Raw genomic sequence first — 21,305 nt, 5'->3', positions numbered from 1 at the left:
CGAGCCGGATGCAGCATGCAAGGACGGCATTAATACCAGAAATATTCAAGGAGACGGCAACATGCAGCATGTCACGGGCACGACGAACGCGCGGCATGGCGCGACGCGGGCCTTCGCACGGCCGTTTGCCGTCCGTCGCACGGCGGCACGTGCATGACGACGTCGCCGCGCCGCCGCGCATTGATCGCTGCCGGCCTCGGCGTGCTCGCCGCGCCCGCGCTCGTGCGCGCGAAGCCGCGCGCGGTGCGGATTTCCAAAGGCTATGGCGTGCTGTATCTGCCGCTGCTCGTGATGGAGAAGCAGCGGCTGTTCGAGCGGCACGCGGCGCGTCATGGCGTGCGCGACGTCGCGGTCGACTGGGTGCTGCTCGACGGCGGCAATTCCGTCAACGACGCGATGATGGCCGGCACGCTCGATTTCGCGGGCGCCGGCGCACCGGGTTTCATCGAGCTGTGGGCGCGGGCGCGCGGCATTCCGAACGTCGAGGTGATCGGCATCAGCGGCTTGTCGACCACGTCGCTGTCGCTGAACGCGAACCGGCCGGGGCTCGTGTCGCTGCGCGACTTCACGCCGACCGACCGGATCGCGGTGCCGGGCATCCGCACGTCGCTGTCGGCGGTGGTGCTGCAGATGGTCGCGAGCCGGCAACTCGGCCCGAAGCATTTCGCGCAGCTCGATTCGATCACCGTGAACCTGCCGCATCCGCAGGCGATGCAGGCGCTGATCCGCCGCGAGAACGGCGTCACCGCGCACTTCACGTCGCCGCCGTTCTCGACCCTCGAGCTGCGGCAGCCGGGCATCCACCGCGTCGTGAATTCGGTCGACGTGCTCGGCCCGATGACGCTCGACGTCGTGTTCGCGCCGAAGCGGCTCGTCGATACGGAGCCCGCGCTGGCCGTGGCGTTTCTCGGCGCGCTCGACGAAGCGACCCGGCTGATCGCGCAGGACCCGCGCGCGGCGGCTGCACTCTATGCGGCGTCGTCGGGCGTCGGCGTGTCGCACGACGACGTGATGCGGATGCTCGCCGCACCGGACACGCGCTTCTCGGTGCTGCCGAACCAGCTGATGGATTACGTCGAATTCCTGTACCTCGCCGGCACGATCAAGGCGAAGCCGCGTGCGTGGCACGAGATGTTCGCGCCGATGCTCGACGACTACCGGTCGCGCTGACGCCGCCGCGCACTTTCATCGAAACACCTCGCGCCCGTGCGTTCGCCGCGCCCGGAGCCGATTCAACTGACAAGCAACCGCCATGCAACCGTTTCACGCAAGGAGCCTCAAGTGAACGCCACTGAAACCCTGGACCCCGCGTCCGCCGAAGAGCAGCGCATCATGTCGAAGATGGCGCGGCGCCTGATGCCCATCCTCGTCGTGATGTTCCTGATCGCGTTCATCGACCGGCAGAACGTCGGCTTCGCGAAGCTGCAGATGGTGCACAGCCTCGGGATGACGGAAGCCGCGTTCGGGCTCGCGTCGTCGCTGTTCTTCATTGGCTACCTGCTGTTCGAGGTGCCGAGCACGCTCGCGCTGCATCGCTACGGCGCGCGCGTATGGCTCGCGCGGATCATGCTGACGTGGGGGCTGATCACGGTGCTGATGGGCTTCACGACGTCGATGCCCGCGTTCTGCGCGCTGCGCTTCGTGCTCGGCATCGCCGAAGCCGGCTTCTATCCGGGCGTGATCTACTACCTGACGCTGTGGTTTCCGCAGAGCTATCGCGCGAAGGTGCTCGGCATCTTCACGCTCGGCAGCGCGCTCGCGAACATGCTCGGCTCGCTGGTCGGCGGCGTGCTGCTGAGCCTGAACGGCGTGTGGGGGCTCGCGGGCTGGCAGTGGGTGTTCGTGGCGACGGGCATCCCGGCGGTGATCGTCGCGATCGTCGTGTTCCGCGTGCTGCCCGCGTCGGTGCGCGACGCACGTTTCCTCGACGACCGCGAGAAGCAGATCGTCGAGGCCGCGCTCGAACGCGAGAAGCCTGCGCAGGCCGAGCATGGGCAGCCGTGGAAGGCGCTGCTCGATCCGCGCGTGATGCTGTTCGCGGCGACCTACATGCTGATGTCGACGTCGCTGTACGGCGTGACGTACTGGCTGCCGACGCTCGTGAAGTCGTTCGGTGTGTCGAGCAGCACGAACGGATTCCTGAGCATGCTGCCGTGGGCGCTCGCGGTGGTGCTGCTGGTGTGGCTGCCGGCGAAACTGCGCCGCGCGAAGAGCATCCTGCGCACGATCGCGATCGTCGCGGCGCTCGGCGCGCTCGGCTTCCTGCTGAGCCTCGTGCTGCCGTCGACGCCGCTGCGCTTCATCGCACTGGTGCTCGGCGGCGCATGCATCCCGCTGCTGTATCCGTGCTTCTGGTCGATGCCGCCGCGCTACTTCACCGGCGCGCGGGCGGCGGCGAGCGTCGCGGCGATCAACTCGATCGGCAACCTCGGCGGCTTCTTCAGCCAGAACCTGATGCCGTTTGCCGGCAAGGTGACGGGCACCGCGTTCGGGCCGATGATCGTGCCGATCGTGTGTCTCGCGCTGCTCGGGATCGGCGCGCTGGTCGCGTGGACGCGGTCGGAACGGGGGATGGTGGCGGCGCGGGCGTGAGGGTGCGCGGCGTTACCGCTTCATCGACTGGTTCCCGACGACCGTGAAGTTGGCTGAAGCGTGCGTATTCGACAGCAGGTATTCGAGCGCGTGGATGTCGGGGGCGGTCGTCGTGAAATGACTGTCGCCGTCGAAGATGAAGTTCCATGTGATGATGCTGCGGCTGGTGCCGGGATCGTCCACGTGAATCTCCTTCAGCGATGCGAGGGGATACGCGCGTTCGTGCCAGTCGAACAGGTGCCGGACGTAGAGGTGGTCCGGCGTGACGATCTCGTAGCGCCTGAGGAACGGTATCGCGATGAGGAGGAGCACCGTCGTGAGGATCAGCCACGAGCGGGCTGCGCGCCACAGGACGGCCCGTGCCGACGGGCGGTCGCGCACCATGACGCGGTAGCGCGCGTAGGTGGGTTGCACGATGAGCGCGGTGCCGAACCACCACGCGATCGCGACGAACCCGAGCGGCACGTTCATGAACGGCACCGAAAACGCGCCGACGAAGCTCGTTGGAAAATCCAGGAGCCGCGCGGTCGATACGAACCCGAGACCGATATAGCTGCCGGCCGGATGCGGGATGAACACGGCCGTTGTCAGGGCCTGCAGTGCGAGCAGGACGGGCCAGCATAGGAGTGATACGGCGAGCCAGCCGGCCATGGCGGCGAGAAAGAAGAGTGGATAGCTCAGGATGGATTTCATCGTGGCGACAGTGGGACCATCGGCAGGCGTATTGACGTGAGAGCGAGGCGGGACGGTGACAAATTGTAGCGTTGTGCCGAAGCGGATCATGCGGGCAATGTCGCCTTGTGCTGGCCGGCGGCCGAGCACCACCATGAAACGCATCCGTCATGGTCGGCAGGCTGGCATTTTGTGCATTCTGCCGATGCGATACGATGCGTCGCATATGTTGCGGATGGAGTGTGCGATGAAAACGACGACGATGGATCGGCCGGGTGATGGCATTTCGCGCCGACGCATGCAGCGCGAGTTTGTCGCGCGAGGCGTAGCAGCGCGCGACGAGGCGCGACGGTCCGGTGAATACATCGATGCCGCGCACGTCCTTGCGGAACTCGAGCGCATGCTGGAAGCGGCGCGCGCGACGAAGGCCGTCGATTGAGCCGGCGGATCAAGGGTGGACTTTACCGGGCGGACAGCGATCGTCGCTGTTCGGCACCCACCCGCACCACCGCCTTCGCCGGGTACCTACCCGCGCGACCCCCCATCCCCGCCATGCGCGACCGTCACCTGCGCAGGCGACAGCGGAATCTCCACCTCGACCGTCGTCCCTTCGCCGAGCGTCGTCGCGATCCGCAGCGTGCCGCCGACGAGATACGCGCGCTCGCGTAATCCGACCAGCCCGAACGATCCCGACTTGCGCGGCACGCCGGGATCGAATCCCGTGCCGTCGTCGCGAATCGTCAGTTCGATCGCATTGCTCGCATGCACGAGTTCGACGTTCGCATGCGACGCGGCCGCGTGCCGCGCGACGTTCGCGAGCGCTTCCTGCGCGATGCGGAACACCGCCGTCGCGTAAGGCTCGGCGAGCTGCAGCTCCGGCGGGTCGACATGCAACGTGCAGTCGATGCCGTGACGGTGCCGGAAATCCTCCACGAGCCACTGCATCGCCGCGGCGAAGCCGAGATCGTCGAGCATCAGCGGGCGCAGGTCCGACGCGATGCGGCGCGTCGCGGCCACGGCGCCGCGCGCCAGCGCATGCATCGCCGCGATCTTGCGCGCCAGCAGCGCATCGTCCTGCGGCACGCGGTCGATCAGCCATTCGAGATCGTTCTTCAGCGTCGCGAGCGTCTGCGCGAGTTCATCATGCAGCTCGCGTGCAATGCGGCGCTGCTCGGCTTCGCGTGCGCTCGCGCTGATCGCGGCGATCTCGCGCAACTCCTCGCGCGACGCCTGCAACGCCCGCTCGGCCCGCACGCGGTCCTCGACTTCGCGCCGCAGGTCGCGGTTCGACGCGCTCAGTTGCGCGGTGCGCGCGGCGACGCGCTGTTCGAGCCGTTCGTTCGCGTCGTTCAACTGCGCGCTCTTCTGCACGACGAGCAGATGCTGGTAGCGTGCACCGGCCAGCGCGCGCACCGTCTGCGCATGCAGCCGGCCGTTCTCGAACAGCATCGCGAACAGCACGACGCCGGACGCGACGAGACCGTACGCGCGTCCCGCGTAGAAGCCGAGGTCGTAGCGCCCGTGATTCAGCATCGACGACAGCGCGATGTCGAACAGCCACGCGACGAGCACCGTCATGACCCACAGGTCGAGCACGGAATGGCGCCGCCGCCGCTGCCACATCAGCATCAGTGCGATCAGATTCAGCCCCCAGACGACCGTGATCGCGTTCGTCATCGTTGCGGCCATCCGGTTGCCGTTCATGATGCGCGGCAGCAGGTCGTGGCCGGCCGTGGCAAGCAGCGCGAGCGCGACCGTCGCGCCGACCGCGGCCGCGATGCACAGCCCGATGGGAATCGCCGCGCGGCGCTGCGGGCCCGGGATCGGGCCCGGCGCACGCGACTTCGCGCGCAGCAGCGCATACGCGGCGACCGCCAGCGGAAAGCCGCTGTGCCAGAACACGTACAACCAGGCGGTGGTCTGGTCGCCGGCGCCGAGCAGGCCGGTCGGCGCGAACAGCCCGGGAAAGGTCAGCATGTGGGTGCCGGCCATGAAGCCCGTGAACAGGTAGCCGCCCGCGAGCACGAGCAGCGGCCGCTGGCGCAGGATCGCGTACTGGCCGAGCAGCAGGCCGGCGGTCACCATGTCGTTGACGACGATCGCCGACTGGTACACGGGGATGAATGCCCATCCCGGCGCAAGCGGCCTGCCCGCGAACGGCGCCAGCGCGGCGAAGATCACGGCGGAGATGAGCACGGTCGCGAGCGCGAGCCGCCGTTCGCGCCGGCCCGGCGGCAGCGACGACATGAACAGGCGCGACGCGTCCGTGTCGTCGTCGTCCGGGGGCGAGGGCGGGGATGAGGGCGGAACGCGGAAGGCGGCGGTCATGCGTCGCCGCCGGGGTCGAGTTCGTGGCGCACTGCGTAGCGCACCAGCGCGGCTTCGTGCGGCAGTTCCATCTTCTCGAGGATCCGTGTCTTGTACGTGCTGACCGTCTTCGCGCTGAGCGCGAGTTCGGTCGCGATCTGCGTGACGGTCTGGCCCGCGACGATGCGGCGCATCACGTCGAACTCGCGCGCGGACAGCCGCTCGTGCGGCAGCGTCGCGGCCGGTGTGCGCAGCGTGAGCGCGAGGCTCTCGGCCGCCGACGGGCTCACGTAGACGCCGCCCGCAGCCACCTTGCCGACCGCCTCGACGAGCTCGGCGGTTGCGCTGTCCTTCGTCAGGTAGCCGGTCGCGCCGGCCTTGAACGCGCGCGCCGCGTACTGCGCCTCCGCATGCATCGTCAGCACGAGCGTGCGCAGCGACGGCGCGTGGCGTTTCACCAGCCGGATCAGCTCGATGCCGGTCGGCGCGGGCATCGACAGGTCGAGCAGCAGCACGTCGGCGGCGCCGCGCTCGACCAGCGCAAGCGTGGCGGAGCCGTCGCTCGCCTCGCCGACGATTTCGAAACCGCCGGCCGTTTCCAGGATGTGACGCAGTCCGTCCCGCATGACTGCGTGATCGTCAGCCAGAATTACCCTGATCATCTAGCGATCCTCTTCGGGATGACGCCGCGCACTGCTGTCCGGTGTTCGCCACGGCCGTTCTTCTGACCAATATATTCCGCCGAATCCGAAAACGGTACACATTCGGGAAATTTTCGAGATAGCCGATCAGGGAATGTGTACTGAAACGAAATAATTCCCGGGAAAAAGTACGTGGCAGAGCAGGCGGGAATCAGGGTATTCCCTGAATATTCTCGAGACCTGGAAAGGGCGGCGCGTCGCGTCGCGAGCCGCCCCGCGAACCTCCACGTTTCGGGACTAAACTGGTGCCCGATGCCACACCAACCGTCCCCGGGAGCCCCGTGATGATCGATCTTGCCGATATCCTGCCGTCCGCACTGCCCGCAGCCGTCGCGTGGGCCGAAGCCGAGGCGGCGCGCGGGATCGCGCAGGGTGCGCCGCTGACGCCCGGGCAAGCCGACGATGCGCGCACGGTGGGCGTCGCGCAGCCGGAGCGGATCCGCGTGGTGATCGTCGACCGCATGCCGTTCCCCGAGGTGCCGTCGCTCGCCGCGATCGCCCGCGACACGGGGCTCCTGGCGCCGGGGACGATCGGGCTCACGCTCGGCCATGCGGTGTATGTGCTGCGCGGGCAGGACACGCGCCGCCTGCTGACCCACGAATTCCGCCACGTGCATCAGTACGAGGCCGCCGGCTCGATCGGCGCGTTTCTCGCGCGCTATCTGCAGGAGATCGCAACGGTCGGCTACCACGACGCGCCGCTCGAGGCCGACGCGCGGCAGCACGAGTTCGATTGACCCGCCACGCCGGCGCGACCGCGCGCACCGCCCGATGAACATTCACGATGCCGCCGCCGACCTGGTGTACGCACACCGGGGCGCTTCGCCGAGGCGCGTGCGATGAGCGACACGATCCACGCGTGGATCGGCGCGATCGGCGCACATCCGCTGCTCGTGCTCGCGATCGTGTTCGTGGCGGCCTGCGCGGAGGCGATCGCGTTGATCGGCACGGTCGTGCCGGCCGGCGCCGTGATGTTCGCGGCTGGTGCGCTGATCGGCGCGGGCGCGCTCGACGGCTGGACGACCATCGGTGTCGCGGCGGTCGGCGCCGTGATCGGCGACGGGATCAGCTACGAACTCGGGCGGCACTATCGCGGCGTGATCCGCAACGCATGGGCGCGCTTCGGCTATGCGGCCGCCTTCGCGCGCGGCGAGGAGTTCGTGCTGCGCCATGGCATGAAGAGCATCGTGCTCGCGCGTTTTCTTGCGCCGGTGCGCGCGGTCGTGCCGGTCGTCGTTGGCTGCGCGACGCTGCCGCGCCGGTCGTTCTATCCGGTCAACGTCGTCTCGGCGCTCATCTGGGCGCCCGTGCACGTCGCGCCGGGCATCCTGTTCGGGGCGTCGGCCGCGCTGGCCGCGGCGATCAGCGTGCGGGTCGCCGTGATCCTGCTGGTCGTCGCGGCGCTGGTCGCGCTCGTGTGGATCGGCGTGCGCGTCGCATTGCGGCGCGGCTGGCCGCTGCTGCGCCGTGCGCTCGTCGAAGGCGTGCACGCCTGCGCGCGCCGCTGGCCGCGGTTCGGCGCGCGGCTGCACGACGCGATCGCTTACGTGCGCGGCCTGCCGGGCGCGGTGCCGGTGCTTGCGCTGCTGTTCATCGGCTGCGTGTGGCTGTTCGCGGGCCTCGTGCAGGATGTCGTCGCGAACGATCCGCTGATGCACGCGGACATCGCGCTGTATGCGTTCCTGCAGAACCTGCGCACGCCACCGGTGGATGCCACGATGCGCGCGCTTGCCGTGCTGCACGGGCACGATACGGGGCTGATCGTCGCGGCCGCGTTTCTCGTCTGGCTGTTGATCCATCGCTGCTGGCTGACGGCCGCGTGGTGGCTCGTGACGGTCGGCGTTGCCGTCGTGCTCGTGCCGGTGTTCGGCGCGGGCCCACCCGGTGCGACGCCCGCGAGCCTGCCGCCCGGTGCGCTGCACGTGCCGCTGCCCGATGCCGAAGCGGCGTTCGCGATTCTCGCGAGCAGCGGCCTCGGCTGGGTGCTCGCGCGCGACCGGCCCGCGCGGTGGCGGATCCCGGTCGTGACGGCGGTGGTGTTGTGGATCGTGCTCGGCGGCTTTGCGCGGCTGTATGTGGGCGACACGTGGCTGTCGGGCCTGCTGGGCGGCTGGAGCCTCGGGCTCGCCTGGTTTGCGCTGCTGGCCGGCGCTTATGCGTACTGGCGCGTGCGCGAGCACGTGCAGCCTAGGGGCGCGCTCGTCGCGGTGATGGTGGTGCTCGCGACGGCCGGCGTATGGACGGTGCCCGCGCAATGGCAGCTCGACCGCGCGGCGCGCCCGCATGTCGGCGACGTGGTCGCGATGACCGTCGACCAGTGGCTGCGCGGCGGGTGGCAGCGCGTGCCGGTGCGGCGCACCGAGATCGGCGGCGACCGCGAGGAATATCTGCCGCTGCAATGGAGCGCGACGTCGGACACGCTCGACCGGCATCTCGCGCAGGCCGGCTGGCAGCGCGCGACGCCGTGGTCGCCGGCCACCGCGCTGCGCTGGCTGCTGCCGCAGGCGCCGGCCGATGCGCTGCCGGTGCTGCCGCGCTATACGTACGGCGAAAGCACGCGCCGCGTGTTCGTCCGCTTCGATCCGGCGCAGCCGGAAAGCCGCCTCGTGCTGCGGCTGTGGCGTTACCCGTACGTACTGCAGGATGCGCTCGGCATGCGGCCGTTGTGGTACGGCGCGCTGTATCGCGAAACGCTGCACCGCCCGGCGCGGCTGATGACGACCGTACGCACGACGACGGTCGACGATGCGGCGACGATTGCGAAGGCGCTGGCGGTCGAGCCGGCGATCGAGCATCCGCCGGCTGGGATGACGAACGCGCCGGCGGAGATGCTGCTGGTGTGGATGGTTCGGCCGTGAGTGGGCGGTGTGCCGCTCAGGCGTGCACCGGCTGCGCGGGGACGACGGACAGGCGCAGGCCGACGGTCTTGAGCACCGCGAGCAGGGTTTTCAGTGTCGGGTTGCCGTTCGGGGAAAGGGTGCGATACAGCGATTCGCGGCTGATGCCGGCTTCGGCCGCGACGGCGCCGAGCCCGCCGTACGCTTCCGCGACGGTACGCAGCGCGAGCAGGCCGGCCGCGCGGTTGTCGGGATCGTCGAGCGACTCCATCGCGACGCGCAGATAGGCCACCGCGAGTTCGCGGTCGGCGCCGAGTTCGGCGACTTCCGCGTCGTGGTGCGATACCGCACCTTTGAGCTTGGTCATGTTTGCCTCCGTTTCCAGTTCGACCAGTGTTCCTTGGCGCGCCTGACGTCGTCGGGCTGACTGCTTTTGTCGCCACCTGACAGCAACAGCACCAGTGCGCCGCCGTACCGCCCGAAATACACGCGATAGCCGGCGCCGACGTGGACGCGCAGTTCGATCACGCCTTCGCCGACAGACTCGCAATCGCCGAAGTTGCCTGTCTGCACGCGGCGCAGGCGTTCGCGAATCCGTGCCTGCGCAAGCTTGTCGCGCACGGCGTTCAACCATTCGGTGAAAGGCTCGCGACCATCGTCGCGCTGGTAGCGAAGAAGTTCGAACTTGGAGAGCATTGTAACTTATAAGCTACAAAAAGGAAGCGTGGTAAATGGCGTGGCCGTGCGAGCTGCCGGGTGGTGTGCGCGGGGCGTGCGCGCATTGTCGAGGCGGGGCAACACGCAACACCGCATGCGCGTTGCTGCGCATACGGTGCCTTCGGAGTGCGGGATTTCAGGCCGCGAAGCCGGCTTCCCGGACGAAAGTCATTCTTTCATCCGGGGCGCGGGGAGACGATTCGGCCGGATGGCCAAGGTCAATGGCGCGGTGACGGGCACGCGCGGTGGGTGGGGTGCATGGGGAACAACATGAACAACAAGCTTGTCGGTGCCGGCGCGTCGCGCCTGGCGAGCCGACAGGCCTCCTGACGTTACTGCTTCATCGTTACGCCGTCGCCGCCACCCGCTGCGCCGCAAACCCCGCCAGCGTCCGCAACGCATCGCGCGCCGACCGCAGGTAAAACGCCTGCAGATGAAACACATGCCAGCGCGCCGCATGAATCTCCAGCCGGCACGGCACGCCGCAGGCCTGCGCATGACGGGCCAGCCGCTGCGCATCCGACAGCAGGACCTCCTGGTCGCCGGCCTGGACGAGCATCGGCGGCAGGCCCCGCAGGTCGGTGTCGAGCGGGCCGCGGGCCGCTACCGTACGGGCGCCGTGATACCAGCGCAGCCCCTGTTCGAGCCAGCCGCGGCGGATCATCGGATCGTCGTGACGGCGCGTAGCCAGCGTCGCGCCGCCGAGCGCGGGATCGGTCACGGGCGAGATCAGCAGCAGCGCGGCGGCAGCCGGCTCGCCGCGCTCGCGCAGCGCGATGGCCAGTGCCAGCGCCAGCGCACCGCCGGCCGAATCGCCGGCGATCACGATCCGGTGCGGCGCATGGCCCTGCGCGCGCATGGCATCGTAGACGGCCAGTGCATCGTCGAGCGCGGCCGGGCGCGGATGCTCGGGCGCGAGCCGGTAATCGGGCACCCACACCGGCAGGCCGGCCTCGTTCGCGAGCCGCGTCGTCACGCCGCGATGCGTGTGCGGGCCGCCGAGACAGAATGCGCCGCCGTGCAGATAGAGGATCGCGCCGCCCGTGTCGCCGCGTTTCGGCGCCACGACTTCGACCGGCACGCGGTGCACGGACGTGCGGTAGCGCAGCGTGCCGCTCGTGCCCGGCATCAGCGGCGACAGCAGCGCAACGACGCGACGCTGCATGCGCGCGCCGAACGGCGGCCCGATCAGCGGCCGGAAGGCCACCCGCAGGAAGCCGCGCAGCGAGGCGGCCGTGAGGGCCTCCAGCCGGCCGGCGGGCGGCGCGATCACCACGTCGCGCGCCGGTGCGACCGACCCGGGCAGCGGATGCGTGAAGCGGTAAGCGGACATCCCGGTGAAGCGCGTGATCCACCGGTAGGTCAGCGTGAAGCCCGGCCAGTTCGTGCTGTTGTGACCCGACGCATCGACGTACCAGCTCTTGCAGCTGTTCCACACCGAACCTTCGAGCCGTTGCTGCACATGCACGTTGAAGCGCCGGTAGCGGCGCGCGTCGACGTCGATCTCGCGCGCACCGTCGCGCCGCATTGCACGCAGGCAGCGCATCACGTGTGCGATCTGGCTTTCGAGCATGTACACGATCGAGTTGTGGCCGAGGTTGGTGTTCGGGCCGTACAGCATGAAGAAGTTCGGAAAGCCGGGCACGGTGAGCCCGAGATACGCCTGCGCACCGCGCCGCCACGCGTCGTTCAGGTCGAGCCCGTCACGGCCCGTGATGCGCATCGGCGACAGGAACTCGGTCGCCGCGAACCCCGTGCCGTACACGATCGCGTCGACCGGATGGTGCACGCCGTCGGCGGTCTCGATGCCGTCCTCCGTCACGCGCCGGATCGGCTGCGTGACGAGTTCGACGTTGTCGCGGCTCATCGCGGCAAGGTAGTCGCTCGACAGCAGGATGCGCTTGCAGCCGATCGGGTAGTCGGGGGTGAGCCGCGCGCGCAACGCGGGGTCCGGCACGTCGCGTGCGAGCAGCGCGTGGAACGGCCGGCCGACCGCGATCTTCATCAACGTGTGCAGGCGCGTGAACGCGATCGCGCGCGATTCGTAGCGCAGGTAGATCGAGGCGCGATGCAGCTTCATCGCCCACGGCAACCGGCGGAACAGCGCTTTCTCCCACGGGCGGTACGCGCGGTCTGGGCGCGGCATCACATAGGCCGGCGAACGCTGGAATACGACCAGCTGCTTCACGTCGCCCGCGATCGCCGGGACGAACTGGATTGCCGACGCACCAGTGCCCACGACCGCCACGCGCTTGCCCGTAAGCGAATAGTCGTGATCCCAGTGCGCGGAGTGGAACGCGCGGCCGCGAAACGTGTCGATGCCGGGCAGGTCGGGCATCGCGGGGCGGCTCAACTGCCCGGTGCCGCTGACGAGCACGGCGGCGCTGAGCGTCGTGCCGTCGGCGAGCGTGACGCGCCACAGCGCGGCGGCTTCGTCGTAGCGGGCGTGCGCGACCTCGGCGCCGAAACGCAGGTAGCGTGCGAGCCCGTACTTGCGCGCGCAATGCTGCAGGTACGCATGGATTTCGGGCTGCGGCGCGAACACGCGCGACCACGCAGCATTGGGCTCGAACGAAAACGAGTACAGGTGCGAGGGCACGTCGCAGGCGGCGCCCGGGTAGCGGTTGTCGCGCCACACGCCGCCGACATCGTGCGAGCGTTCGACGATCGTGAAGTCGTGGATGCCGGCGCGTTGCAGCGCGATCGCCATGCCGATGCCGGCGAAGCCGGCACCGATGATGATCGCCGCGAGCGGGGCGGCGGAGTCGGCGGCGCAAGCGGTATCAGGCGACAACATGGCGGGTTTCCTCGTGCTGGATGGCATCGTGCGCGGCACGCACGGCAGGAGCGGTGTCGCGATCCGTCGCTGTCCTGACGGTTTCGTCTTGCGGCTGTACCGACGTGCGGCACACGCCGCGGATCAGGTCGACGGCCTTCTCGGCGATCATGATCGTCGGCGCATTGGTGTTGCCGCCGATGAGTGTCGGCATCACCGACGCATCGACGATGCGCAGTCCCTGCAGGCCGTGCACGCGCAGTTGCGGATCGACGACGGCGAGCGCGTCGTGCCCCATCCGGCACGTGCCGACCGGGTGATACACGGTGTCGGTACGCTGCCGCAGCACGTCGCGGATTTCGTCGTCGGTGTCGACGTTCGCGGTGAACAGGTCGCGCGTGGTCCAGCCGGCGAGTGCCGGCGCTTCCATCAGCCGGCGTGTGAGGCGGAAGCCCGCGACCATGTCGTCGAGGTCGCGCGGGTCGTCGAAGAACGCGGGATCGATGCGCGGCGGCGCGAGCGGATCGGCGCTGCTCAGCGTGACCGAGCCGCGGCTGCGCGGGCGCAGCAGGCACACGTGGCACGACAGCCCGTGGCCGGCGTGCAGCTTGCGCGCGTGATTGTCGACGAGCGCGACGACGAAGTGCAACTGGATGTCCGGCGCGTCGAGCTCGGCGCGCGTCTTCAGGAAGCCGCCGCCTTCCGCGAAATTCGACGTCAGCATCCCGCGCCGTTCGCGGCGAAAACGCACCAGCTCGCGCAGCATGCGCAGGCCGCCGCCCACGGATACGCCCATCGTGTCGACGCTGCGCGTGCGGTAGCCGAAGATGAAATCCGGATGATCCTGCAGGTTGCGGCCGACGCCGGGCAGGTCGGCGTGCACGGCGATGCCCTGTTGCTGGAGCGCGCGGCCCGGGCCGACACCCGACAGCATCAGCAACTGCGGTGTTTGCAGGGCGCCGGCCGCGAGCACGACTTCACGCCGCGCGCGCAGCGTGCGGACCTCGCCGCGCTGCCGCACCTCGACGCCGATCGCACGCGTGCCGTCGAACAGGATGCGCAGCACCTGCGCGTGCGTCTCGACCGTCAGGTTGTCGCGGCGGCCGACGTGCGGCAGCAGGTACGCACGCGCCGCGCTCCACCGTTCGCCGTGCTTCTGCGTGACCTGGTAGATGCCGATGCCTTCCTGCTGCGCGCCGTTGAAATCGTCGGTGAGCGGCAGGCCGGCCTGCTGCGCGGCTTCGAGGTAGCGTGCATGGAACGGGTTGCCGGTGCGCAGGTCGCTCACCCACAGCGGGCCGTCGCGGCCGTGCCACGCATCGTCGAAGCGCTCGTTGTGCTCGCTCAGGCGGAAGTACGGCAGGACGTCGTCGTAGCGCCAGCCTTCGTTGCCGAGCGCGGCCCAGCCGTCGTAGTCGACGCGATGGCCGCGGATATAGACCATCGCGTTGATGGCCGACGAACCGCCCAGCACCTTGCCACGCGGCTGGTAGCCGATGCGCCCGCCGAGGCCAGGCTGCGGCACCGTGTCGAAGGCCCAGTTGCTGATGCGGGTCGGCATCATCGCGACCGCGCCGGTCGGCACGTTGACGAGCGTGCCGTCGCCGCGGCCGCCGGCCTCGAGCACGCAGACGGTCACGGCCGGGTCCTCGGTCAGCCGCCCGGCGACGACGCTGCCGCCCGAACCGCCGCCCACGACGATGTAGTCGAAAGTCTTGCTCATGGATTCGTCCTCCGAGGGTCGATGGATCAAGCGGGGCGCGGCAGCGTGCACGGGCGGCCGGTGTGCGCCGGGCGGGGCGTGCGTGGCGGCGCGGGGGCGCGGGCGAACGCGGCAAACGTGGTGAATTCGGCGCGCCGGCATGTGAAGCGGGCTGCGGGAGCGGTCGGGCGACTCGGTCGCATGGTGTCTCCTCCGGAGGGCGATGGCGTCGTTCGGGCGACGACTGGATGACGCCGATGGTGCTGGCCGCATGGGAAAACACCAATGCTGCTTCGGGACAATTGTTTTAGTATTTGGGCCAAATCGGCGCTTCGAGGGTTTCTCCGCATGAGCTTCTGGGATTTCACCCGGAGTCCGGCCAGTGCCCGGCTGCTGGTCGATTTCGGCGACGAACGTGGCGTGCCGCACACGACGCTGCTGGCCGGCACCGGGCTCGCCGACGCGCAGCTCGACGATCCGAAAGTCGAGGTGACGGCCGCGCAGGAATTGCGGCTGACCGGCAACCTGCTGCGCGCGCTCGGGCGCGCGCCGGGCCTCGGGTTCGAGGTCGGCCAGCGCTATCACTTCTCCGCGTACGGGGTGTGGGGCTACGGGCTGATTGCCAGCGCGACCGCACGCGACGCGCTCGCGCTGGCGCTGCGCTTCCTGCCGCTTACCTATGCGTTCACGGTGATCACCTACCGCGAGGAAGACGGCACGTGCGAGCTCGGTTTCGGCGCGCCGGAACTCGATGGCCCGCTGAGCCGGTTCCTCGTCGAGCGCGACATGGCGGCCGCGGCCGTGCTGCTGCAGGAAATCGGCGACGACACATTCGCGTTGTCGCGCTTCACGGTGCAGGCGGCGCGTACGCCCGCCATGGCGGTGCCGCGCATCGCCGGCGTCGAGCCGGTCTTTTCGGCGCGTGCGAACAGCCTCGCTTTCGACCGCGTGTTTCTCGACCGGCTGCTGCCGCACGCGAATCCGCTGACGGTGTCGATGTGCGAACAGATGTGCGGCCAGTTGCTCGAAGCACGGCGTGCGCGCGTGGGCACGTCGGAGATGGTGCGCCAGTACCTGAGCGCGACGCCCGGCCCCGCGCCGTTCTCGCTCGAGGACATGGCGCGGCTGATGAACACGAGCCCGCGCACGCTCAAGCGCCGGCTGCACGAGGAGGGCACGACGTTCCGGGCGTTGCTCGCGCAGGCGCGCGGCGCGATGGCCGAGACGTTGCTCGGCGACGCGCGCCTGTCGCTCGCCGAAGTGGCGGAGCGGCTCGGCTTCAGCGACCTGTCGAGCTTCTCGCAGGCGTTCAAGCGCTGGTACGGCGTGCCGCCGGGCGCATATCGCAGCGCGGCGCAACGAGGCAGCGGCCGTTCCTGAATCACGGTACGATCGCTGGCATTCCTGCCGACAGTCCAATCACGAGAGAGCCCGCATGATCACGATTCGCCCGATGACCGACGACGATTTTCCGCGCTTCTGGCCGACCTATCGCGCCATCGTCGCTGCTCAGGAAACCTACGCATTCGATCCTGCGCCCACACAGGAAGCGGCGCGCGCATTGTGGCTCGATGCGCCGCTCTGCACGTGGATCGCCGAAGAGGACGGCGTGGTCCTGGGTTCGTACTGCCTGAAGGCGAACGCAGGCGGCCCCGGCAATCACGTGAGCAACTGCGGCTACATGGTGAGCGAGGCCGCGCGCGGCCGTGGCGTCGCGCGCCTGATGTGCGAGCACTCGCAGCAGGTCGCGCGCGAGCGCGGCTTCCTCGCGATGCAGTTCAACTCGGTGGTGTCGACGAACGAGGTGGCGGTCGCGCTGTGGCAGAAGCTGGGATTTGAAATCGTCGGGCGCCTGCCGCGTGCGTATCGTCACGCGCGGCTCGGCTTCGTCGACAGCCTGGTCATGTACAAGTGGCTCGGCGACCCGCAGGCCGCCGAAGGCTGAGCGCGCAGCTGTTTCGTCAGACGGCGAACGCGCCGTCGAACACGATCCGCTCGTCGAGCGCGAGCGTGCCGCGCGCGAAGATCAGGTCGAGATGGTGGCTGCCGTTTTCGCCGCCGCCGAGCCCGAGGTGCAGGCCCGGATGGCGTTCCTCGAACCCCGCATTGCGGCCGTACAGCCCGCGAATCCCGAGGTTCGTGCCGATGCCGAATTCCTCGATCCGCCGGTGATTCGGATGCCGGTCGAGATAAGTCGAGAAGTCGCGCCGGAAGCCTTCGTTGCCGGTGTCGAACCCGACGATCGTACTGTTCTCGACCCGCAGCGTGGCGAGCTGCTCGGCCACCTTGTACTTGATCGCGAACGGCACGGTGCCGAGAAACGTGCCGCTGAAGACGACCGAGCCGTTGAGGTCGGTGACGTGCGTCGCGATCTCGCCGGGCACGACGTCGAGGTTGCCCATTCCGTCCACGCTCGTCCATTTCTGGTCCGGCGCGAGCGAGCCCGTCAGCGTGTTGCCGGCTTCGTCGATGAAGCGGATCTGCGAGGCGTGCGCGGCCGCGTCGATCAGCCGGCCGTTGCGCGCCGCGATGTCGTCGAGCGATTCGGCGAACGCCTCGTCGAGATGCGGTCCGTAATCCTTGAACAGCACCGACTTGCTCCAGTGCTCGACGATCGCAGGGCGGATCGCGGCGAGGAACGGCGGCCCGCTCGGCGACGGCGTGGGCAGGCACGACGAGTCGTACAGCAGCACGAACAGATCGGCACGATCGAGCGCGGCGGCAATGTCGGCGGGTGGGGTGCTTTCGAGGCAGAGTGTGGTCGCGTCGAGCGAATCGGGCAGGGCGGAAAACGCGCGCAACGCGATGTCGCGGTTGCGGGTGTCATGGCCGACCAGCAGTTTTCCCGACTCGCCGCGCGCCAGCTTGTCGCGCAGCGCGGGGTGGAAGCCCAGTGCGCGGTGCAGGTTCAGCATGCGTGTCTCCGGAAACGGCGGAAGGGCCGCAGCCCTTCCGCGAGAACGGGTGGCCCGCTCAGACCGGCCAGAGCGCGGTGCCGAACGGCACCACGGCGTCCTCGACCATCATGTCGACGGCCTCGGGGTGCGTGTCTTCCTGCATCCAGTCAAGCAATTCGATCTGCTGAGTGTCCTGCATGTCAATTCTCCTGTGGTGAACATGAGTGATTCAACATGAAAGCGCGGCTAAAAAGTTGCCACTCCTCATCACGCATTTCGTGAATACGCGGCGAGTGGCGTTGATATTAGTCTGACGAATTTGCGAAAGCAATGCGTTGCAAGGTTTTTAGCCGAGACGTGCTAAACACGGCGGATTTGTGGATCACGTGCCGTAATACAGGGATAAAGCGAATGACGGATTCGATGTCATTTTTTCAATGAAATCGAATCTCGATCGATGCATTGCATCCGGCGATTTTTCATCGGGAATTCAATCGCCGCGATCATCGTGATCGAAGGCGTTCGCCGCGACCGTGCATGCGCGTGAACGTGTCGTCGATCATCGGCGGCGCGTCGGCGGCTCGACGCCCGTGTCAACCGAGCAGCGCCTTGCCGAGCGGCTTGGCCGGCTCGGACCGCAGCACCAGCGACGTCGTGACCGCGCCGAAGCTGGCAATCGCATCGATGATGGTTTCCAGTTGTCCCGGTGTCGGCACCAGGACCTTCAGCAGGAAGCAATCCTCGCCGGTCATCCGGTGGACCTCGATGACGTGCGGCATTTCCGCGAACGCGCGCAGCGCCGGCTTGATGTGTTCGTGCGTCGTCTTCAACCGGATGATGGCCATCATCCCCAACCCCAGCGCGGCCGGGTCGATCCGCGCGCCATAGCCCGCGATGATGCCGCGCTCTTCGAGGCGCTTGACGCGCTCCGACGTGGCCGGCTGCGACAGGCCGATACGGCGCCCCACTTCGGACAGCGGCATCCGCGCGTTTTCCTGCAGCGCCTCGAGGATCGACAGATCCAGGCGATCGAGCTCTCCGTTCGACATGTCCGCTTTCCCGTTCCGTTAATTCATCGGCATATTGTCTCAATATCCGATGATTTGCCATTCCCGGCCGGTTGCCGGCAAGCCAGACTGCGAGCTCGCTTATTCATGGAGACGGAGATGGACCAGACGATCGTGATCGTGCCGGGGATCGGCAACTCGGGACCGGATCATTGGCAGAGCCACTGGGAGGCCGCGCTGCCGGGCGCCGTGCGCATGGCGCCGGCGTCATGGGATGCGCCCGACCTGCGCGACTGGATGGCGGCGCTCGATGAAGCCGTTGCGCAAGCCGCGACGCCGCCGGTGTTGATCTGTCATTCGCTGGGTTGCCTGCTGTTCGCGCACTGGCGTGCGGCGTCGACGCGCGTCGTGCGCGGTGTGTGGCTCGTGGCGGTGCCCGATCCGGGTGGCCCGCGTTTTCCGGTTGCGGCCAGGGCGTTCGCGGATGTACCGGGCGGCGATTTCGGTGACGCGCCGGTGCTGGCGATCGCCAGTTCGGACGACGGGTACGACCCGTCCGGGCGCGGTATTGCGTGGGCGAGCGAGCGTGGCGCGACGCCGTTGCTGCTCGGCGCGCGCGGCCATCTCAATACGGAAGCGGGATTGGGGGAATGGCCCGAGGGACGCGCGCTGTTGACCGCTTTTATGGCCGGATTGCGGCGGTAGCGCGGGCAAATTGCCGACCTGCTCGCGCGACGGCTCGCGGCTGGCGAGGCATGGACGATCCGGCTGCTGCGGCCGGGTTCCTGTTGGCCACGCATGCCGGCCCGCGACGGCTCAAGTATGATCGTCCGACAGAATCGGAAGCCTCGACAGTCGGGATCGCCGCGTGCGGAACACCGGTTCCGCCGTCACGACGCGTCGCGGCTTCGAACGACACAGGAGACACGCGATGCGCGCAGCGCCGCAACCGGAACATGCCGGCCCGTCGCGGCCGGGCACCGGCGCGACCAGCACCTACCCGGACCGTGACCCCGATCGCATCGCCGCGTGGCGGCTCGCGATCTGCCTGTCGCTCGGCAGCGCGATCGCGCTCGGCCTCGCGCGTTTTTCGTATGCGCTGCTGCTGCCGCCGATGAAGGCCGATCTCGGCTGGACGTTCGCGCAGGCCGGCGCGCTGAACACGGCGAACGCGGCCGGCTACCTGGTCGGTGCCCTCGCGTTTCCGTTGCTGTCGCGGCGCTGGCGAGCCGGCTCGCTGCTCGCGGCCGGGTGCGTGCTGACCGCGTTGCTGATGGCCGCGTGCGGGCTCACGTCCGGCATGCACGCGCTGCTCGTGCAGCGGCTCGCGACCGGCGTCGGCAGCGCGCTGATCTTCATCAGCGGCGGCGTGCTGGCCGCGCGGCTCGCATCTGCATCGCCGCGCGACGCGGGTTTGCTGCTCGGCCTCTACTACGGCGGCACCGGATGGGGCATCGTCGCCGCGTCGCTGCTCGTGCCGGCGACACTCTCACGCGGTGTGCATGGCTGGCAGCCCGCGTGGTTCGCGCTCGCGTTCGCGTGCGTGCTGTTCTCGGCGGTGGCCGTGTCGGCTGCACGCCGCATCGAGCGCGTGCATGCGGCTCCGACCGTACCGCGGGACGGTGCGGCGCCCGCCGCGACCGCGAGCCCCGCGCGCTTCGCACTCGCGCTGGCCGGTTACGGCCTGTTCGGCGTCGGCTATATCGGCTACATGACCTTCATCGTCGCGCTGCTGCGCGGCGCGGGAATGAGCGGCACGGTGGTCGCCGCGTTCTACGTGATGCTCGGCGTCGCGACCGTCGTGTCGGCGCGGCTGTGGTCGGGGCTGCTCGACCGGATGCGCGGCGGCCAGGCGCTTGCCGTGCTCAACGCGCTGCTCGGCATCGCGACGCTGATGCCGGCGATGTTCGTGCATCCGGTGGCCGCGTTCGCGTCGGGCGTGCTGTTCGGCGCGACGTTCCTGTCGGCCGTCGCGTCGACGACGGCCTTCGTGCGCCACAACCTGCCGCCCGACGGCTGGGCGAAGGGGATCAGCGCGTTCACGACGGTCTTCGCATTCGGGCAGATCGCCGGGCCGGTCGCGATCGGCTGGGTGTCGGACAGTGCAGGGCTCGCGCGCGGGCTCGTGTACTCGGCGCTGACGCTGTTCGCGGGCGCCGCGCTCGCGGCCGGGCAGCGCGCGTTGCGTGCCGCCGCGTAATCACGCGCGAGAGGCGGCATTCACCGCACGCACGCGGTGCGCGACACGCGATGGAACGCACGGCTGAAGTAGATCAGGCTGTCGCCGTCGTCGCGCACGCGGATCGACGTCGCCTCGATGAACATCACCGAATGCGAGCCGACTTCCTTCATGTCGGCGATCGTGCCCTGCAGGCTCGCGAGCGCGTCGCGCAGCACGGGCACGTCCTGCTCGCCGCGATCCCACACGGGCAGGTCGAAGCGCCGCTCCATCGGCAGGTCGGTGAGCCCCGCGAAATGCCGCGCGAGCTGCTCGTGTTCGGCTGGCAGCACGTTGATGCAGACGTGGCGGTTGCGTTCGAACGTCGCACGCATCGCGCTCGACCGGTTCAGGCACACGAGCAGCGTCGGCGGCGTGTCGGTGACGGAGCACACGGCGCTCGCGGTGATGCCGCAGCGGCCGTGCGGCCCGGCGGTGGTGATCACGTTGACGGCCGCACCGAGGTGGGCCATCGCTTGCCGGAAGGCCTTCTGTGCGTCGGTCGGTTCGACGCGTGCCGGTCGCTGGATATCGGTCGTGGAAGACATGGGCGCTCCTGGTTGGACGAATGCGGCGATCGCGTGGCGCTGCCGGTGCAGCGCGGATCGCCGACGATGATCCAAGCGTACGACGCGAAAATGCCGGCGACCATTCGCACGATTGACGATGGAGATGGCGTTCTCGCCAACGCGTCTAAAGGTTCTACCTAGATGCGCGCCGCACCGCGCGAAAATATCGGAGATTGCACGTTCATGCGGCACGTGAAGGGGTTTTCAGCGGGTTTTCGGCTCGTTATGATGTGCCGCACACCCCCAGCGAACGACGCGCGCGACGAGCCGGAACCGGCCCCGTATGCGGCGCGTGCGATACCGATACTGA

General features: G+C 68.8%; 20 protein-coding genes. 9 read left to right on the top strand and 11 right to left on the bottom strand.

Annotation, left to right across the window (positions count from 1 at the left end; genetic code table 11):
• The first annotated feature begins 153 nt into the window (after positions 1-153).
• Both FFS49_RS17295 and FFS49_RS17290 read left to right on the top strand, forming a co-directional pair.
• Entirely contained in the window at positions 154-1,170 is a 1,017-nt protein-coding gene (locus tag FFS49_RS17295) for an ABC transporter substrate-binding protein (protein ID WP_105817230.1), read from the top strand.
• A gap of 111 nt (positions 1,171-1,281) precedes the next feature.
• The gene (locus FFS49_RS17290) at positions 1,282-2,592 is read left to right on the top strand and encodes an MFS transporter (RefSeq protein ID WP_039354546.1); all 1,311 of its coding nucleotides are present in this window, start codon (positions 1,282-1,284) and stop codon (positions 2,590-2,592) included.
• Positions 2,593-2,604: 12 nt separating this feature from the next.
• Here FFS49_RS17290 and FFS49_RS17285 read toward each other — a convergent pair whose 3' ends face one another.
• A complete protein-coding gene (locus FFS49_RS17285; protein ID WP_137910139.1) occupies positions 2,605-3,420 on the bottom strand; it encodes a hypothetical protein in 816 nt (271 codons plus the stop codon).
• On the opposite strand from FFS49_RS17285, the gene FFS49_RS42605 reads away from it, so the two are divergent.
• On the top strand, positions 3,419-3,703 hold the full coding sequence (locus FFS49_RS42605; RefSeq protein WP_224755933.1) for a prevent-host-death protein: 285 nt from the start codon (positions 3,419-3,421) through the stop codon (positions 3,701-3,703). The genes FFS49_RS17285 and FFS49_RS42605 overlap by 2 nt on opposite strands.
• An 86-nt stretch (positions 3,704-3,789) precedes the next feature.
• On the opposite strand, the gene FFS49_RS17275 is transcribed toward FFS49_RS42605, so the two are convergent.
• Both FFS49_RS17275 and FFS49_RS17270 read right to left on the bottom strand, forming a co-directional pair.
• Entirely contained in the window at positions 3,790-5,592 is a 1,803-nt protein-coding gene (locus FFS49_RS17275) for a sensor histidine kinase (protein WP_105817228.1), read from the bottom strand.
• Positions 5,589-6,233, bottom strand: coding sequence for a response regulator transcription factor (locus FFS49_RS17270; protein ID WP_039354556.1), 645 nt, complete (start codon positions 6,231-6,233; stop codon positions 5,589-5,591). The genes FFS49_RS17275 and FFS49_RS17270 overlap by 4 nt, the downstream gene beginning before the upstream one ends.
• A 323-nt stretch (positions 6,234-6,556) precedes the next feature.
• Between FFS49_RS17270 and FFS49_RS17260 the strand changes: the two genes are divergently transcribed.
• Both FFS49_RS17260 and FFS49_RS17255 read left to right on the top strand, forming a co-directional pair.
• On the top strand, positions 6,557-7,009 hold the full coding sequence (locus tag FFS49_RS17260; protein ID WP_039354559.1) for a hypothetical protein: 453 nt from the start codon (positions 6,557-6,559) through the stop codon (positions 7,007-7,009).
• A 102-nt stretch (positions 7,010-7,111) separates the two neighbouring features.
• The gene (locus tag FFS49_RS17255; RefSeq protein ID WP_105817227.1) at positions 7,112-9,130 is read left to right on the top strand and encodes an LssY C-terminal domain-containing protein; all 2,019 of its coding nucleotides are present in this window, start codon (positions 7,112-7,114) and stop codon (positions 9,128-9,130) included.
• Positions 9,131-9,146: 16 nt separating this feature from the next.
• Here FFS49_RS17255 and FFS49_RS17250 read toward each other — a convergent pair whose 3' ends face one another.
• From FFS49_RS17250 to FFS49_RS17235, 4 genes are all read right to left on the bottom strand, one after another.
• Complete coding sequence (locus tag FFS49_RS17250) at positions 9,147-9,476, bottom strand: transcriptional regulator (RefSeq protein ID WP_039354565.1); 330 nt, start codon at positions 9,474-9,476, stop codon at positions 9,147-9,149.
• Positions 9,473-9,805: a type II toxin-antitoxin system RelE/ParE family toxin gene (locus FFS49_RS17245; protein WP_105817226.1), complete on the bottom strand. Its 333-nt coding sequence runs from the start codon at positions 9,803-9,805 to the stop codon at positions 9,473-9,475. Before FFS49_RS17245 ends, FFS49_RS17250 begins: the two co-directional genes overlap by 4 nt.
• Before the next feature lie 367 nt (positions 9,806-10,172).
• Entirely contained in the window at positions 10,173-12,623 is a 2,451-nt protein-coding gene (locus FFS49_RS17240) for an alpha/beta hydrolase fold domain-containing protein (RefSeq protein WP_105817225.1), read from the bottom strand.
• On the bottom strand, positions 12,610-14,325 hold the full coding sequence (locus FFS49_RS17235; protein WP_105817224.1) for a choline dehydrogenase: 1,716 nt from the start codon (positions 14,323-14,325) through the stop codon (positions 12,610-12,612). The genes FFS49_RS17240 and FFS49_RS17235 overlap by 14 nt, the downstream gene beginning before the upstream one ends.
• 327 nt (positions 14,326-14,652) lie before the next feature.
• Between FFS49_RS17235 and FFS49_RS17230 the strand changes: the two genes are divergently transcribed.
• Together FFS49_RS17230 and FFS49_RS17225 are read left to right on the top strand one after the other, a co-directional pair.
• Positions 14,653-15,684: an AraC family transcriptional regulator gene (locus tag FFS49_RS17230; RefSeq protein ID WP_105817223.1), complete on the top strand. Its 1,032-nt coding sequence runs from the start codon at positions 14,653-14,655 to the stop codon at positions 15,682-15,684.
• Positions 15,685-15,739: 55 nt separating this feature from the next.
• Complete coding sequence (locus tag FFS49_RS17225) at positions 15,740-16,249, top strand: N-acetyltransferase (RefSeq protein ID WP_105817222.1); 510 nt, start codon at positions 15,740-15,742, stop codon at positions 16,247-16,249.
• A gap of 16 nt (positions 16,250-16,265) precedes the next feature.
• Here the strand turns inward: FFS49_RS17225 and FFS49_RS17220 are convergent, their stop codons facing one another.
• The 3 genes from FFS49_RS17220 to FFS49_RS17215 all read right to left on the bottom strand — a co-directional run bounded on the left by FFS49_RS17220 (position 16,266) and on the right by FFS49_RS17215 (position 18,250).
• Positions 16,266-17,219 carry a leucyl aminopeptidase (aminopeptidase T) gene (locus FFS49_RS17220; RefSeq protein WP_039354583.1) on the bottom strand — a complete coding sequence of 318 codons (954 nt, stop codon included), beginning with the start codon at positions 17,217-17,219 and terminating at the stop codon, positions 16,266-16,268.
• A 58-nt stretch (positions 17,220-17,277) separates the two neighbouring features.
• The gene (locus FFS49_RS42935; protein ID WP_006766865.1) at positions 17,278-17,400 is read right to left on the bottom strand and encodes a hypothetical protein; all 123 of its coding nucleotides are present in this window, start codon (positions 17,398-17,400) and stop codon (positions 17,278-17,280) included.
• A gap of 394 nt (positions 17,401-17,794) precedes the next feature.
• A complete protein-coding gene (locus FFS49_RS17215; protein WP_105817221.1) occupies positions 17,795-18,250 on the bottom strand; it encodes an Lrp/AsnC family transcriptional regulator in 456 nt (151 codons plus the stop codon).
• 117 nt (positions 18,251-18,367) lie between these two features.
• On the opposite strand from FFS49_RS17215, the gene FFS49_RS17210 reads away from it, so the two are divergent.
• Together FFS49_RS17210 and FFS49_RS17205 are read left to right on the top strand one after the other, a co-directional pair.
• Complete coding sequence (locus FFS49_RS17210; protein ID WP_171026774.1) at positions 18,368-18,913, top strand: alpha/beta hydrolase; 546 nt, start codon at positions 18,368-18,370, stop codon at positions 18,911-18,913.
• A 226-nt stretch (positions 18,914-19,139) separates the two neighbouring features.
• Entirely contained in the window at positions 19,140-20,408 is a 1,269-nt protein-coding gene (locus FFS49_RS17205; protein WP_105817219.1) for a YbfB/YjiJ family MFS transporter, read from the top strand.
• Positions 20,409-20,428: 20 nt separating this feature from the next.
• On the opposite strand, the gene hpaC is transcribed toward FFS49_RS17205, so the two are convergent.
• Positions 20,429-20,974: a 4-hydroxyphenylacetate 3-monooxygenase, reductase component gene (hpaC, locus tag FFS49_RS17200; RefSeq protein WP_039354714.1), complete on the bottom strand. Its 546-nt coding sequence runs from the start codon at positions 20,972-20,974 to the stop codon at positions 20,429-20,431.
• Between the last annotated feature and the right edge of the window lie 331 nt (positions 20,975-21,305).

Source organism: Burkholderia sp. 4NA327C6 (assembly GCF_005502655.1).
GTDB classification, from domain to species: domain Bacteria; phylum Pseudomonadota; class Gammaproteobacteria; order Burkholderiales; family Burkholderiaceae; genus Burkholderia; species Burkholderia contaminans.
This window is presented reverse-complemented; position numbering and strand designations above follow the sequence as displayed.

Bases quoted from the DNA above. Each gene is read 5' to 3' on its own strand.
- FFS49_RS17225 (WP_105817222.1), top strand. From the start codon at position 15,740: ATGATCACGATTCGCCCGATGACCGACGACGATTTTCCGCGCTTCTGG.
- FFS49_RS42605 (WP_224755933.1), top strand. From the start codon at position 3,419: ATGAAACGCATCCGTCATGGTCGGCAGGCTGGCATTTTGTGCATTCTG.
- FFS49_RS17285 (WP_137910139.1), bottom strand. From the start codon at position 3,420: ATGGTGGTGCTCGGCCGCCGGCCAGCACAAGGCGACATTGCCCGCATG.
- FFS49_RS17240 (WP_105817225.1), bottom strand. From the start codon at position 12,623: ATGTTGTCGCCTGATACCGCTTGCGCCGCCGACTCCGCCGCCCCGCTC.
- FFS49_RS17235 (WP_105817224.1), bottom strand. From the start codon at position 14,325: ATGAGCAAGACTTTCGACTACATCGTCGTGGGCGGCGGTTCGGGCGGC.
- FFS49_RS42935 (WP_006766865.1), bottom strand. From the start codon at position 17,400: ATGCAGGACACTCAGCAGATCGAATTGCTTGACTGGATGCAGGAAGAC.
- FFS49_RS17275 (WP_105817228.1), bottom strand. From the start codon at position 5,592: ATGACCGCCGCCTTCCGCGTTCCGCCCTCATCCCCGCCCTCGCCCCCG.
- FFS49_RS17295 (WP_105817230.1), top strand. From the start codon at position 154: ATGACGACGTCGCCGCGCCGCCGCGCATTGATCGCTGCCGGCCTCGGC.
- FFS49_RS17220 (WP_039354583.1), bottom strand. From the start codon at position 17,219: ATGCTGAACCTGCACCGCGCACTGGGCTTCCACCCCGCGCTGCGCGAC.
- hpaC (WP_039354714.1), bottom strand. From the start codon at position 20,974: ATGTCTTCCACGACCGATATCCAGCGACCGGCACGCGTCGAACCGACC.
- FFS49_RS17260 (WP_039354559.1), top strand. From the start codon at position 6,557: ATGATCGATCTTGCCGATATCCTGCCGTCCGCACTGCCCGCAGCCGTC.
- FFS49_RS17250 (WP_039354565.1), bottom strand. From the start codon at position 9,476: ATGACCAAGCTCAAAGGTGCGGTATCGCACCACGACGCGGAAGTCGCC.
- FFS49_RS17205 (WP_105817219.1), top strand. From the start codon at position 19,140: ATGCGCGCAGCGCCGCAACCGGAACATGCCGGCCCGTCGCGGCCGGGC.
- FFS49_RS17245 (WP_105817226.1), bottom strand. From the start codon at position 9,805: ATGCTCTCCAAGTTCGAACTTCTTCGCTACCAGCGCGACGATGGTCGC.
- FFS49_RS17270 (WP_039354556.1), bottom strand. From the start codon at position 6,233: ATGATCAGGGTAATTCTGGCTGACGATCACGCAGTCATGCGGGACGGA.
- FFS49_RS17210 (WP_171026774.1), top strand. From the start codon at position 18,368: ATGGACCAGACGATCGTGATCGTGCCGGGGATCGGCAACTCGGGACCG.
- FFS49_RS17215 (WP_105817221.1), bottom strand. From the start codon at position 18,250: ATGTCGAACGGAGAGCTCGATCGCCTGGATCTGTCGATCCTCGAGGCG.
- FFS49_RS17255 (WP_105817227.1), top strand. From the start codon at position 7,112: ATGAGCGACACGATCCACGCGTGGATCGGCGCGATCGGCGCACATCCG.
- FFS49_RS17230 (WP_105817223.1), top strand. From the start codon at position 14,653: ATGAGCTTCTGGGATTTCACCCGGAGTCCGGCCAGTGCCCGGCTGCTG.